The sequence below is a fragment of the Clostridium sp. AM29-11AC genome (assembly GCF_003480545.1).
Taxonomy (GTDB): Bacteria; Bacillota; Clostridia; order Lachnospirales; family Lachnospiraceae; genus Otoolea; species Otoolea saccharolyticum_A.
Map to the genome: position 1 here is coordinate 117,565 of NZ_QUJI01000002.1, position 13,246 is coordinate 130,810.

The 13,246-nt window shown below is 49.8% G+C and carries 10 protein-coding genes; 7 read left to right on the plus strand and 3 right to left on the minus strand.

What is annotated here, in order from left to right; all coding sequences use genetic code 11:
• Positions 1 to 743 precede the first annotated feature (743 nt).
• From DW757_RS02270 to DW757_RS02305, 7 genes are all read left to right on the plus strand, one after another.
• Complete coding sequence (locus tag DW757_RS02270; RefSeq protein WP_118750868.1) at positions 744 to 1,613, plus strand: class B sortase; 870 nt, start codon at positions 744 to 746, stop codon at positions 1,611 to 1,613.
• Positions 1,614 to 1,793: 180 nt separating this feature from the next.
• Positions 1,794 to 2,801, plus strand: coding sequence for a DUF3089 domain-containing protein (locus tag DW757_RS02280; RefSeq protein ID WP_015573698.1), 1,008 nt, complete (start codon positions 1,794 to 1,796; stop codon positions 2,799 to 2,801).
• A 169-nt stretch (positions 2,802 to 2,970) separates the two neighbouring features.
• On the plus strand, positions 2,971 to 4,422 hold the full coding sequence (gene guaB / locus DW757_RS02285; RefSeq protein WP_008394948.1) for an IMP dehydrogenase: 1,452 nt from the start codon (positions 2,971 to 2,973) through the stop codon (positions 4,420 to 4,422).
• Positions 4,423 to 4,586: 164 nt separating this feature from the next.
• A complete protein-coding gene (locus DW757_RS02290) occupies positions 4,587 to 5,453 on the plus strand; it encodes a YitT family protein (RefSeq protein ID WP_008394949.1) in 867 nt (288 codons plus the stop codon).
• A 485-nt stretch (positions 5,454 to 5,938) separates the two neighbouring features.
• A complete protein-coding gene (locus DW757_RS02295; protein WP_015573700.1) occupies positions 5,939 to 6,874 on the plus strand; it encodes a LysR family transcriptional regulator in 936 nt (311 codons plus the stop codon).
• A 220-nt stretch (positions 6,875 to 7,094) separates the two neighbouring features.
• On the plus strand, positions 7,095 to 8,321 hold the full coding sequence (locus DW757_RS02300; protein WP_118750870.1) for a M20 family metallopeptidase: 1,227 nt from the start codon (positions 7,095 to 7,097) through the stop codon (positions 8,319 to 8,321).
• Positions 8,322 to 8,376: 55 nt separating this feature from the next.
• Positions 8,377 to 9,780, plus strand: coding sequence for a Na+/H+ antiporter NhaC family protein (locus DW757_RS02305; protein ID WP_015573701.1), 1,404 nt, complete (start codon positions 8,377 to 8,379; stop codon positions 9,778 to 9,780).
• Here the strand turns inward: DW757_RS02305 and DW757_RS02310 are convergent.
• From DW757_RS02310 to DW757_RS02320, 3 genes are all read right to left on the minus strand, one after another.
• Positions 9,746 to 11,086, minus strand: a complete 1,341-nt coding sequence (locus DW757_RS02310) for an MATE family efflux transporter (protein WP_182433233.1) — start codon at positions 11,084 to 11,086, stop codon at positions 9,746 to 9,748. The genes DW757_RS02305 and DW757_RS02310 overlap by 35 nt on opposite strands.
• A gap of 139 nt (positions 11,087 to 11,225) precedes the next feature.
• Positions 11,226 to 12,059 (minus strand): MerR family transcriptional regulator, encoded by an 834-nt coding sequence (locus tag DW757_RS02315; protein WP_118750872.1) that lies wholly within the window; start codon positions 12,057 to 12,059, stop codon positions 11,226 to 11,228.
• Entirely contained in the window at positions 12,056 to 12,958 is a 903-nt protein-coding gene (locus DW757_RS02320; protein ID WP_118750873.1) for a DMT family transporter, read from the minus strand. The genes DW757_RS02315 and DW757_RS02320 overlap by 4 nt, the downstream gene beginning before the upstream one ends.
• Between the last annotated feature and the right edge of the window lie 288 nt (positions 12,959 to 13,246).

Sequence of the window (13,246 nt, forward strand, 5' to 3'; positions counted from 1 at the left end):
ATTTGCCAGGGAGCGGCAGACCAGTCAGGAAGGTTTTTCTGAATATCTCTCCAGAGAAGTTATTTATACGGCAGAGGACAGCCAAAAAGAGTTTCCTTTTCCGGAAACGATTGAGGAGGATGGATCGATATACTTTCTTGACGCTGTTCATTACGAAACGATTTCCGTGAGGAAAAATCCCAGGCAGTCTGAGAACCTGAGAATTGTGATGTCAGATTGCTTCGAAGATACAGGAGAAAACCATATCCCGGAACGGGAGATTACGGAAAACGGAAAAACGTATTACCTGAAGTCCTGGAAAACAGTGACAGCAGAAGGCGCTGCAGAGAAAAGATCTGGTGAAGAATCTGAACCGGGGGAAAAATCAGTTCAGGGAAAATCAGTTCAGGCGATCTATTCAGACCGTCCCCCTGGGGAGAAAGAAAAACAGGGGAGATTAAAGGGGGAACCATTCAGTTCTGACAGTGAAGGACAGGGGGATAGTACATATACAATCAAGGCTGCAGCCAGATATATTTCAAACACAGAACCGCTGAAGAGGAAATCTGCAGGGGCAAGAGTGTGGGAATGGCTGAAAAGGAGAGAAGCTGTGCTCATATCTGCCGGGGCAGGAATGATAATTATGCCGGTCATGCTGATTCTGGTCAGAAAATGCTTCAGGCGGAAATGAATGTATTTAAAGCCTGCATACCCCTGTTTTCCGGGATGCCGAAAAAGGAGAAAAAGGAGGAATCATAAAGCGTGTGAAATTTACATTAATTAAAAAATCTACCGGAAGGACCATGGGCACAGTTATTCGCTGGGGAATGGGGGCTGCGGCAATTATCCTGTTTTTGAGTCTGCTGCTCAGCGGTTCCCTGCTCTGGTATAAATACCATGATGGCTGTGCAGGAAAAAAAGAATATCAGCTTATCTGCAAAATAGCAGAGACACAGACGGCGGGGGATTTCTCCCGCCTCTGCTTTCTGACAGAGACTTCCAATCTTCCGGTTTCGGCTTTTACCTGTCCGGAAAGCAGAAAAACTCCGTTTCTTCCGAGAATCGACGAACCGTCCCTTCGCGCACTGAACCGGGACTATGCTGCATGGCTGTACATTCCGGATACGGCAGTTAATTATCCGGTTGTATATCCGAAATCGAACAGCGATTACCTGGGAAAGACCTTTATAAAAGAAAACCACTCCTGTGGATGTCTGTTTTTTGAATCTTCATTTCTCCCGTTTTCCCAACCCAATACGGTGATTTACGGCCACAATATGAGGTCCGGGGAGATGTTTGGAAAACTGAAGGAGTACCTCAATGACGAATATCTGGAACAGCACAGAAAGATCTATATCTGCCGCAGCAGTATCTGGAGAGAATACAGAATCAGGGAGGTCTTCCTGACAAAAAATTCCGATATGTCCCCCTATCAGCCAGACATCGGAGCCGGGGAGACTCGCGGGGAGAACGGCACTGTTTTTCCGGTACATTCCCATATACTGACACTCTCCACCTGTCATGGAAAAAACCAGAAATTGATCCTGCAGGCAGAGCTGACCGAAGTGATCCCGCCCCTGCTATACGGAAAAAGACGGAATCCATGCTGTGAAAGAGGGGGATTTATGGTATAATGACTGCAAAGCAGTCATTATACCTGCGCATACCGGTTTCAGCATTCACTGCTGAAAGCCGGGCGCTAAGTTCCGCCGGAGGCTGCCGTATCCGAAGGATAGGGTATAATGAAAAAACCCTGACGATGTCTGATGAAACGCATCAAAAAAGTCGGGATGTATTTGGAAGGAGGAAAAGAGATGAAGCAGTATATGAAGACCTTTTTTCTGGGAATCTGTCTGGCAGCCGTTCTTCTTACAGGATGTGCACCAGAGAAGACAGGAGAAAAGGCAGGAGTCGACTACTCCCTTGAAGAAAACTGGGCATACTGTGAGAATGGAGAAGATGAGAGGGAAGCTGACGTCTTTTTTATCTGTCCCACCGTGTTCGGAGGAACAGATGAAGAGAAAAACATGGCCATGGACGATGAGGAGACAAAAGCAAATTTTCTCGGGGCCACCAATATGGAAAAGGGAATATATGACGGAGAATGCCGCTTTTTTGCCCCCTATTACCGCCAGATCGGCCTGAATGTCTATGAGCTGCCGGCAGCAGACAGGGAGGAATACCTGGAACTGGCCTATGAGGATGTACAGGACGCGTTTGAGTATTACTGTGAGGAATGGAACGATGGAAGACCGATTGTGCTGGCCGGTTTCTCCCAGGGAGCAGACATGTGCCTGAGACTGATGAAAGACTGCTTTGACGACGAAGCGCTTCAGGATCAGCTGGTAGCCTGCTATGCCATAGGCTGGAGTATTACGGAGGAGGAGCTGGAGGAAAATCCTCATATGAAAGCAGCGCAGGGAGAGGCGGACACAGGAGTGATCATCTCTTTCAACAGTGAGGCGGAGAGCATCACAGATTCTCTGATGATTCCTTCAGGGACAAAGGCTGTATCCATCAATCCCCTTAACTGGAAAACAGATGGAACAAAGGCAGATAAGAACCAGAATCTGGGAGCCTGCTTTACAGATTATGACGGAAACATTGTCAACGAGATACCGGAACTGACAGGAGCCTACATAGACAGTACCCGGGGCGCGCTGAAGGTAACGGATGTGACCCCGGAGGAGTACCCGGCGTCCTTATATATATTTGAGGACGGAATTTATCATCTGTATGACTATCAGTTCTTTTACCGGAACCTGCAGGAGAATGTAAAGACCAGGGTGGAGAGCTATATGAAGGCAGCGCAGGAAAGCTGATACAGAAGGAAAATTTTTGCAGAGAGTTTTTTATGAAGAATTCAGGACGTCAAAATTTTTTCTTCGCCAGTTGACATGTCATTTTAAAATTGATATACTAAATTACTAACATAATCACGTTATTAATTAAACTTATTAATAAAACGAATACGAAAGTGAGGAAAAATTAATGGGTACAATTATTGGCGACGGCATTACATTTGACGATGTCCTTCTGGTGCCGGCCTATTCGGAAGTGATTCCGAACCAGGTTGATTTAAGCACTTACCTGACCAAAAAGATTAAGCTCAATATTCCGCTGATGAGTGCCGGAATGGATACTGTTACAGAGCACAGGATGGCGATTGCCATGGCCAGACAGGGCGGTATCGGCATCATTCACAAAAACATGTCCATTAAGGAGCAGGCAGAAGAGGTAGACAAGGTAAAACGCTCGGAAAATGGCGTCATCACAGATCCATTCTATTTATCCCCAGAGCATACATTAAAGGATGCGGATGAGCTGATGGGCAAGTTCCGCATTTCCGGTGTCCCGATCACAGAAGGCAGGAAATTAGTGGGAATTATCACAAACCGCGACCTGAAGTTTGAGGAGGACTATTCCAAGAAGATTAAGGAATGCATGACATCCGAGAATCTTGTGACAGCCAAGGAAGGCATTACCATGCTGGAGGCGAAGAAAATCCTTGCCAAGGCCAGAGTTGAAAAGCTTCCTATCGTGGACGACGATTTCAACCTGAAGGGACTTATCACAATCAAGGACATTGAAAAGCAGATTAAATATCCGCTTTCCGCAAAGGATGAACAGGGAAGACTCTTATGCGGAGCCGCTGTGGGAATTACGGCCAACGTGCTGGAGCGTGTGGAAGCTCTGGTCAATGCAAAGGTTGACGTGATTGTGCTGGATTCCGCTCACGGACACTCTGCAAACGTAATCCGCTGTGTGAAAATGATTAAGGAGGCATATCCTGAAGTTCAGGTAGTCGCCGGAAACGTAGCGACGGGAGAGGCTACAAGAGCTTTAATCGAAGCAGGCGTTGACGCTGTCAAGGTTGGAATCGGACCGGGTTCCATCTGTACTACCCGTGTGGTTGCAGGAATCGGCGTTCCGCAGATTTCCGCGATTATGGACTGCTATGCAGTGGCCAAGGAGTACGGTATTCCGATTATCGCAGACGGCGGTATCAAGTATTCTGGAGATATTACAAAGGCAATCGCGGCCGGCGGAAGCGTGTGCATGATGGGTTCCCTGTTTGCAGGCTGTGATGAGAGCCCGGGAACGTTTGAATTATACCAGGGAAGAAAATATAAGGTTTACCGCGGTATGGGATCCATCGCTGCCATGGAAAATGGAAGCAAGGATCGCTATTTCCAGACAGACGCGAAGAAGCTGGTTCCGGAAGGCGTTGAGGGCCGGGTTGCTTACAAGGGTCTGGTTGAGGATACGGTATTCCAGCTTCTCGGAGGACTGCGTGCCGGTATGGGATACTGCGGCGCTGCAGATATTCCAACTCTCCAGGAGACAGGAAAGTTTGTGAAGATTTCGGCTGCATCTCTGAAAGAGAGCCATCCCCACGACATTCATATTACAAAAGAGGCCCCGAACTACAGCATTGAGTAGTGATCAGACTGTAGGAAAACAGAATACGGCAGCGCGTGGAGACATGACATGCAGCTGCATAGAGGAGATGAAAACAGGTGGTACCTTTTTTGGTATCACCTGTTTTTTAGAGGGTAAAAGGGGAAGGATAAGAATAGCTGTATGAGTTTGGAAGGAGAGAGAAAATGATGGAGAAAAACAGTGTAAGGGGGATGCTGAGGGATGTCAGTCTTCTGCTGATTGGCTCTCTCATTTACGGTATCGGAATCTATATGTTTGTTGTGCCGGCGAATATTGCGCCGGGCGGAGCCTCCGGCATCGCACTTATGGTCAATTTTGTGACAGGGCTTCCGGTAGGAACACTGACGCTTGTACTGAATGTGCCGCTGTTAATTTTGGCATGGTTTTATCTGAGCAAAAAATTTGCAGTGTCTACGGCAATCACCACAGCTGTCTGTTCCTTCGTGCTGGATTTTGTAGTTCCGCTTTTTATACCGGTCTACGCCGGAGACAGGCTTTTGTGCAGCCTTTACGGAGGCGTACTGGTGGGTGCCGGAATGGCTCTTATTTTCATAGCGGGGAGCACTACAGGAGGAACGGATATTCTGGGATATATACTTCAGAAAAAGAGGCCTCATATGTCCATTGGCCGCGCCCTGATGATTGTTGACGGGATTATTCTGGCCGCCTCCATCTTTGTGTTTGGAAATATTGAGGCCGCTTTGTTCGGTCTCATTTCCCTTTATGTACAGACAAAGGTAATTGACGCGATTATCTATGGCGGGGAAGTGGGCAGCATGGCTACCATTGTCACTTCTAATCCTGATGAAATCACAGAAAAGGTTATCTCCGAGCTGGACAGGACGGCAACCCTTCTGCCCGCCAAGGGGGCATACAGCAGAAAGGATACCAATGTGCTTCTCTGCACAGTCAGAAAATCACAGTTCAGCCGTCTGAAGAAGATCGTCTACGATGCAGATCCTAATGCGTTTGTTATGGTGACAGACACATCTGAGGTATTTGGCCTTGGATTCAAGGACTTTACAGAGTAAGAACGCAGAGTTCCTGCAGTGCCGGCATTCTGAGAGACGTCTGCTGTGAGGATTGTGAATGGCACCGGGCATAACTGTAGAATAACAGACAGGCGGAGGCAGGCAGTTCTGACGTTTCATTATCAGTGAATGAGGCGGAGGAATGTCTGCTTTTTTGCGCTGTGGGGAAGACCTGTTGCGTTAAAGGATATAAAAGTCGGCCCTGTAGGGCAAAAAAATGTTCCGCTGTGGTTGCGCACCTCTCATATGGGAACTGCTGCTCCGAAGCCGTGTTCGGCGGCTGGGCAGAGTCAGGATTAGAATCATTAAAAAAACTTATACTTAAATAAAAAAAGATAAAATTGTTAAATAATTATACCTGCGCCGAGCCGCTGGCGCCCGAAGGGAGCCAAAACACCTATGCGGAGAGTGTGCCTCCCCACGGAGAGGCGGCATATCGGGAGGATATGACAGACCGATGAAAATGGAAGGTGGGGAATGAGAGAATGAATCTGAAGGAACAGACCTATGTCTGTGTGCTGGCGGAATGCGGAAATATTACAAGAGCAGCAGAGAGGCTTTTTATTTCACAGCCGGCTCTGAGTATCTACATCAGCAGCCTGGAAAAAAGTCTGGGAATCCGCCTGTTCGAGCGTGTTGGGAAAAAGTTTGTCCTGACCTGTGCGGGAGAACTGTATGTGGAAAAGGCGAGAAAAATGCTGGCCCTGAAGGCAGAGTTTGACGAGGCGCTTTCTGAGATTGCAGGGGGAAAGAGAGGGAGACTGCGGATCGGCGTTCAGCTTCGCAGGGAAACCTGGCTGATTCCTCCGGTGCTTGCAAGGTTTAAACGGGAATATCCCGACATCGAAGTGATGATACGGGAAGGGAACCATGGAGAGCTGATGCAGATGTTTGAGGCCTATGAGCTGGATCTGGTGCTGATGAACGGAGCGGACATTAAAAGCGGCATGCAGTCCCAGGAACTGTTCAGTGAGGAGCTTCTGGTGGCAGTTCCTCCCCTGAGTCCGCTCAACGAAAAAGCAGTGTGGGTGGAGGGCTCCCGCTACAGACGCCTGGAGCTGAAGTGGCTGAACGGGCAGGACATCATTCTCCCCTATCCGGGGCAGAGCCTTCGGGCGGAGGCGGAAGCGGCCTTCAGGAGGGCAGGCGTGACGCCCGGCAGAATTGAGAACATCCGCAATATTGAGATGGCAATGCAGATGGTTGCCGAGGGGCTGGGGGTGGGATTTAACAGAGAATACTACGCCATGAATATGAAATACAGAAAACGTGTCAATTATTATACAGTCGGGGACGCGGCATCAAAGTCAGCATTTGTGGCCGGATACAGGCGGGATCTTCATGTGCCGGAGCCTATGCAGAGGTTTATCGCCCTGTGCCGGGAACAGGCCTTTACGGAATGGGAAAACGGAGACAGGTAATACGAAAGATAAAACAGGAGAGGAAAAGAGGAGAAGTCCCCAGGCAGACTGGAAAAGGATATAACAGCGATCCATAAAAAAAGCAAATACTAACAGTAAGATTTTTGAATTATACAGAAACCTTCTCTGTCGGATATACTTTCATCAGACAGCGGCAGGCGGCCCAAAGCCGCAGCGGCAGAACGGAAAGCATTTGGACAGAGGAGGTATTTTTTTATCTATGGACAAGAAACAGTTGTATGCCTGTATCGACGGCATGGCTGCTGAGATGGCAGCTATGGCTGACGACATTTTTGATCACCCGGAGCTGGGGATGGAGGAGTTTCATGCTCTGGATCTCCTGACAGGTTGGCTTGAGCGGGAGGGCTTTCAGGTGGAGAGGGGAGTGGGAGGCCTTAAGACAGCCTTTCGGGCAGTATGGAACCACGGGGAGGGGGGACCGAATATCGGTCTTCTCTGTGAGTATGATGCCCTGGAAGGGATCGGACATGCCTGTGCCCATCATCTGCAGGGGCCGTCAGTTCTGGCTGCGGCAGCAGCACTCAAGCGGGCAGAATTTGCAGAAAACTATAGCGTTACCATTTATGGAACCCCGGCAGAGGAAAGTGTGAGCGGGAAAATTCTGATGCTCAAAAACGGCGTATCGTTTGAGGAGCTGGATGTGGCTCTGATGATGCATGGAAACGGATGTACCCAGGTTGATGTGAAGTCCCTTGCGCTCTCCAGATATAAGGTGATTTATCACGGGGTCAGCGCACATGCAGCTGTAAAGCCGGAGAATGGGCGGAGTGCTCTGGATGGACTGCTTCTGGCGTTTCAGGGGACGGAATTTCTGCGAGAGCATGTGGCGGAGGACGTGAAGATCCATTATACCGTGGTGAGCTGCGGCGGTACTCCGGCTAACATTGTCCCTGCACAGGCAGAGGGCAGTTTCTACATCCGCTCATACAGCAGAGCCTGTCTGGATACAGTGGCAGAACGGTTTAAGAAGGTGCTGAAAGGGGCGGCCATGATGACAGAGACCGAGGTTGAGATTATAGAGGAAAAAGCCATCGACAGTAAAATTCCCTGCATCGGCCTTAATGATCTGCTGATGAAGAATGCCGAGGAGGCGGGAGCACCCAGAATCCGGGCACCCAGGGAAAAGACAGGTTCCACGGATTTCGGAAACATCATGCACAGAATACCAGGCTCCTGCATTCGCGTTGCATTTGTGGAGGAAGGCACAGCTTCACACTCGGAACAGTTTTTAAAGGCTGGAAAGACAGAGGAGGCCCACAGCGCTGTCGTTTACGGAGCCAGGATTCTGGCGGGAACTGCTGCTGATTTAATTGAAAATCCTGATTATCTGAAAAAGATAAAGGAGGAATTCAGGGAGAAGCTCCGGCAGGAGAGGGAGGTCTCCGTCCTGCAGAAGGAATACAGGAGCAGAGAATGCGCAGTTTAAATGATTGAATGTACAGCCCTTTTTTCATAGAGCTGCAAAAGAGAGGACAACACATATGAGCGAAAAAACGAAGAAACCATTTAAGATGCCCCATACATTTGTGATCATTTTCACCATTATTCTGGCGGCAGTTGCTCTGACCTGGATCATTCCGGCCGGGGAGTATGCAAGATTTGAGAATGCAGAGGGGATTAAGGTCATTGATCCGAGCCAGTTTTCCTATATTGCCAGGACACCTGTAAATCCGCTTCTGATACCGCTGTATATTGTCAAGGCATTCATCAAGCAGATCGACCTGATGCTGGTGATTCTGTTTGCGGGAGGAGCCTTCCATATGGTGACACAGACCGGGGCGCTTCACGCGGTTGTGGCAAAGCTGGCCAAAACCTTTTCCGGCAGGCTCTATATTTTTATCCCCCTTCTGACACTGGTATTCGGTCTGATCTGCACCACCCAGGGGGTTAACCTGTTTATCGCCTTTGCGCCGATTATGGTAATGCTTGCCATGGCGATGGGGCTTGATTCCATCACAGGCGCATCCATTATTCTGCTGGGAGGAGCTGTGGGATTTTCCACAGGTCCGTTAAACATCAATACCACCATCGTGGCACAGAAGATTGCGGAGCTGCCGCTGTACTCAGGTATTGGATACCGGTTTGTCTGTTTCGGCGTGTTCTACGTGGTCACAAATGTGTATCTGATCCGATATGCCATGAGGATTCACAAAAATCCGGAATTAAGCCCCATGTACGATCTGGACAGACAGAGTGATTTTAAGGATCGCGCAGATCTGGAATCCTTTGGAAGCATGAACCTTCGGAAAGCTTTGATTATGGCAGCCTTCTTTGCAGCTCTCATAGCAATTGTATACGGGGGAGTGAAGCTTGACTGGGATATGGAGGAAACAGCCGCCATGTTCCTGGGGCTTGCCATCGCTGCCGGTGCGATTGCCGGATTTGGCCCGTCCAGAATTTCAAAGGACTTCCTGGACGGCTGCAAAAAAATGCTGAGCGCGGCATTTATTATCGGAATGGCAACGGCAATCGGAAGCATTCTGACTGCGGGGAATATTATTGACACAGTGGTTCATGCACTGGCAGGCGGCCTTTCCAGCGTCCCGGCCGTTCTTCAGGCTCCGGCTATGCTTTTGGCCAATACGATTATCAATGTATTTCTCACATCGGGAAGCGGGCAGGCGGCAGCGGTGATGCCGATTATGACGCCGCTTTCCGATCTGCTGGGCGTGACCAGGCAGACGGCGGTTCTGGCCTTTAACTTCGGGGATGGCTTCTGCAACTATGTACTGCCCACCTCCACCGCTCTGATGGGCATTATCAGCGCGGCGAATATTCCATATGACAGATGGATGAAATTTATGTGGAAGCTGTTTCTCATCTGGCTTCTGGTGGGAGCTGTGCTTTTGATTATCGCGCAGGCAATTCATTTCGGGCCCATGTAGCCGGCCGCGGGCGATCCAGCATAAGACATACCGCTGCCACAAAAATTTCCGTGACAGGAAAAGTAAACCAGACAAAGGTCAGCCCCTTATAGTGGAACAGCCAGGCCAGGGGGACCAGGAGAACGACCTGGCGAAGCACAGTCACCAGCAGGCTGGTTCTCCCTCGCCCGGCGCTCTGAAAATATACGGTATACATCATTCCCAGGGCGGCGAACGGGAAACTGAGGGAGATGATCCGAAGCCCGATGCAGCCGATGGAGAGGACAGCCAGTTCGGCTGTGAAGATGGAAAGAAGGCCTTCGGGGGCGATCATAAATGCACCCAGGGCGGTGAGCATGACAGCCAGGGAGAGTTTTATGGAGCAGCCAAGCACCTGCCGCTCCCGCTGGGGCTGTTCTGCTCCGTGGTAAAAACTGATTAAAGGCAGGATAACCTGCTGAAGCCCCATGAGGGGAATGAAGAAAAAGGTCTGAAGCTTGTAGTAGATGCCCAGAACTAAAACTGCGCTCTCAGAAAACTGCTTCAGGACCAGATTGAGTCCGACAATATAGAGAGTGTTGAGGGACTGCATGGCGATAGCCGGAAGCCCTGCCCGGTAAATTCTAATGCAGTCAGCAGGCAGCACACGTCCGCTGAACACGGGAAAACGCCGGAAAACAGGGGGGATCACGATGAACATGGCCAGCCACTGCCCGAGAACGGTGGCGACAGCAGCTCCACGTATTCCCATGGCGGGAAGTCCGAAGAGGCCATAGATCAGAATGGGATCCAGGAGGATATTCAAAACGGCTCCGGCAATCTGGGCAAGCATGGGCAGAACGGTGTTTCCTTTTGCCTGAAGGAGCTTGGTGGCATTAGCCTCTGCAAACAGGCCAAAGGAAAACAGGAATACGATATGGGCATACTGAAGTCCGCTTTCCCTGACGGCCTGCTGACTGGAGGAAATGGAAAAGTATCCGCAGATTCCCCACATGGCTGTCAGGGTAAAGATGAGATAGTTGAAAATCCCGAGAAAAAGGCCGCTGGCAATCAGAGAATGTTTCTCTCTGATCATTTCAGAGGAGCCCCCTGCTTTTTGTCCGTCCATGTGAGATACCAGAAGACCGAGTCCGCTTCCGGTACCTGTGGCGAGAGCTGTCATAAAGAGCTGAATCGGATAAATCAGGGAAAGGGCTGCCAGTCCGTCAGAAGAATACCGGGCGACAAAATAGCTGTCAGCGATATTGTAGATGGACTGAATCAGGAGCGAAAACATGACAGGTAGCGATAGCTTGATGAGGCGGTTCCATATAGATGGCTGCTGCATAGTCAATTCTCCTTTCTTTTGGTGGATATCATAAAGTATGGAGTAACTACACAGTCAAGATAAAATTTTAGTGGAAGGAAAATTTCCGGAGGCGAGATTCAGACGGCGGAGTACTCTTTTGGGGACGGATTCTGATCCCTCAGTTCTTTTTTACCAGGTGAGCCTTCACCTCGCAGTAGTAATCCTTTATGTAATCGAAAAGCTGCATTCCCAGCTCATCAGCGTACACGGCATCTGTTTCCCAGCCATTTTCATCAAGCCATCTGAGAAATGGCCCGAAGTCAGCCTGATCATCCATAATATGCAGAATAAAAACAGCATACTTTCCGGCCGGTATTGTATAGAGTGTGTCTGGGTTTTCAAGAGGGAGAGGAACGCCGTCTGGCTTGATGTATTCCCGGAATTTATAAAACTGTCCCTGACACATAAACTGCGGATCAATCATGTAGCCGTATTTGCGCCGGATAGATCCGGCCCTTTGCAGCCCGGTACTCACAGCCTCCTGAAGATTCGCATGGTAGGAGGTTTCGTCGCGCTTCATCACTCCGGCAATTACCGTCTCGGCCGGAAGGGTTTTGAGGCGGATTTCGGAAATGCCGTGATCCAGAGAACGGGCAGCCTCATCAATTTTTTCATTCTCAGCCTCATACCAGGAGATGTCGTCCGCCACCTGTCTGTAAAAATCGCTGAGCCGCAGTGCCTCACTTCTGTATTCCATTAAAAGCTCTGTAACCTTCTTATTGTCATGGGAGCCCAGAATCTGGCGAATCCGTTTCAGAGGAATATTCAGTTTCCGGCAGGTGGTAATAATATCCAGCTGCCAGAGATTGAAACGGGAATAATACCGGTACTGGTTGGACTCATCGGTGTAATCTGGCACGAGAAGCCCAGTCTTGCTGTAAAAATGCGGGGTATCCTTGGAAATACCCGTAATTTTGCTTACTTCCCCTATGAGATAGCGTCCCTGATTCATTCTGTACCCTCCCCTTTCCGGCTGAGCATGAGGACTGCTGTGACAATCAGTGCAAGCCCGGCAATGTCCACAGTCGTGAAGCTGGTGTGCAGCCAGAGCGCGGAAATCACAGTGGCGGAAACAGGTTCAATACAGGCCAGCATGCTGGCCTTTACGGAGCCTATATCGCTGACCCCCTGAAGATAGAGCGTAAAGGCCAGAGCTGTTCCCAGAACGACAATAGCTGCCACACCCATCACCATGGCAGGGGAAAAGGATATGCGGTAATTCCAGTATCCGGTCAGAAAGAAGAGGAAGATCCCTCCGATGAGCATCCCATAGCCAGTGACAACGGTGCTTCCCCAGCGGGCGATGAGACTGCCCGGAAGCATGGTATAGAGTACGAGGGCAACGGCAGAGGAAAGTCCCCAGGAAAGCCCTTCTGGAGAGATGACCAGAGAATCTGGCTTACCGTGGGTTGCCAGCAGAAAGGTGCCTGAGACGGCCAGAACAATGGCAAATACCTCCTTCCCTGAAGGCAGCCGCCTTGCCAGAAAACAGGAGACGACCATGATCAGGGCAGGCCCCAGGTACTGAAGAACTGTGGCGGTACCGGCATTTGAATAGGAGATGGCAGTCAGGTAGGTAAGCTGGCAGGTCGTAAGACCGAGGACAGAAAAGAGAAGCAGTCTGATCAGGCTGCTTTTTTCTGTCAGGATTCCTTTCATGGCAGTGCGGTGGCCGGGAAAGGATACAGCTAACAGGACGATTCCGGCGAAAAGCATTCTCGTGACGGTGAGCCATGAGGGGTCGACGGCTTCAAAGGAAAAGAGGAACTGTCCGCAGGTTCCTGAAAATCCCCAGAGGATGCCGCCTGCCAGGGCAGACAGGATGCCTCGGAGCGTGTTTGGTTGAGTCATAGTTATATCTCCATTTCTGTGTTTCATATTTGCCGCTGGGCAGACAGCAGGCTGCTTCAATGTGCCTCGGGGAACATCTTTGGGCCTGTCCGTTTTTTCTCCCGCCGCTTTTTTTTGCCTCCGGTTCTGACAGGAAAAAGAGACAGAGAGCAAGCCTTTCAAGCGACGGCTCTATTATAAGGGAAAACTCCGCCTGGGGTAAAGAAAAAACAGAAAGAAAAAGTGACTTTCACAGAAATTGATGGTATGATGAAAAAGATTGACAGACAAAAACAGCAAAATCAGGAA

What these genes read in the sequence shown, in the direction of transcription:
- DW757_RS02280 (WP_015573698.1), top strand. Translation starts at nt 1,794, where the DNA reads ATGAAGCAGTATATGAAGACCTTTTTTCTGGGAATCTGTCTGGCAGCC.
- guaB (WP_008394948.1), top strand. Translation starts at nt 2,971, where the DNA reads ATGGGTACAATTATTGGCGACGGCATTACATTTGACGATGTCCTTCTG.
- DW757_RS02290 (WP_008394949.1), top strand. Translation starts at nt 4,587, where the DNA reads ATGATGGAGAAAAACAGTGTAAGGGGGATGCTGAGGGATGTCAGTCTT.
- DW757_RS02295 (WP_015573700.1), top strand. Translation starts at nt 5,939, where the DNA reads ATGAATCTGAAGGAACAGACCTATGTCTGTGTGCTGGCGGAATGCGGA.
- DW757_RS02300 (WP_118750870.1), top strand. Translation starts at nt 7,095, where the DNA reads ATGGACAAGAAACAGTTGTATGCCTGTATCGACGGCATGGCTGCTGAG.
- DW757_RS02305 (WP_015573701.1), top strand. Translation starts at nt 8,377, where the DNA reads ATGAGCGAAAAAACGAAGAAACCATTTAAGATGCCCCATACATTTGTG.
- DW757_RS02310 (WP_182433233.1), bottom strand. Translation starts at nt 11,086, where the DNA reads ATGCAGCAGCCATCTATATGGAACCGCCTCATCAAGCTATCGCTACCT.
- DW757_RS02315 (WP_118750872.1), bottom strand. Translation starts at nt 12,059, where the DNA reads ATGAATCAGGGACGCTATCTCATAGGGGAAGTAAGCAAAATTACGGGT.
- DW757_RS02320 (WP_118750873.1), bottom strand. Translation starts at nt 12,958, where the DNA reads ATGACTCAACCAAACACGCTCCGAGGCATCCTGTCTGCCCTGGCAGGC.